Below are 571 nucleotides of genomic sequence, written 5' to 3'. Positions count from 1 at the left end.
AGGCCTGCGTATCGGCGGGGTGGGCTCAGGGTCCACCGGCGTGAACGTCTCGGCGCTGCCGGCCACCGTCTGGGTGGATGTTGTCCTGGAGCGCTACCTGAATGATGTCCAGGCGCGCTGGACGCTTGCGAGCGGCCAGCAGCGGGCCGACTACACCGACGCTGCCGGCAAACGCCACTACTGCATCCCCATCGCTGACGTGACTGCCGCCGGCATTGTCGATCGCCGTCCCACCGAGCCGATCGACGGCCCGCTGGTGAAGCACTTCGCCTCGTTCAAGTCCGTGGAAGAGGTGCGTACAAAAGTCTCGGAGTTGGTTGATGGCACCACGCCCGCCGGTAAAGCTCGGCAGTTGGCCACCGCTCGCCGGATCTCCCTGCAGGGTGATATCACCGGGCAGGTGGAGTTCGACGCCACCCGCGACGTGGCCATCCAGGCCACGCTGCCAGACATCGGGGTTATCCCGGGGGCCTATGCGAAAGTAGTCATCAACGCGAAGGGCCAGGTTGTCGGCAGCCAGGTACAGGTCCAGGGCGATATCCCCCCACTGGACTGGGGCAAGATCACCAGT

General features: G+C 65.5%; 1 pseudogene. It reads left to right on the top strand.

Features of this window, described 5'->3' with window-relative positions:
- Window positions 1-571: pseudogene (locus NGM28_RS28505) on the top strand (hypothetical protein); the annotation flags it as partial.

This window comes from Pseudomonas sp. MWU13-3659, from assembly GCF_023757525.1.
Classification (GTDB): domain Bacteria; phylum Pseudomonadota; class Gammaproteobacteria; order Pseudomonadales; family Pseudomonadaceae; genus Aquipseudomonas; species Aquipseudomonas entomophila_E.
Note: the sequence above shows the minus strand (reverse complement) of the source record. Positions and strands in the feature narration are given on the sequence as shown.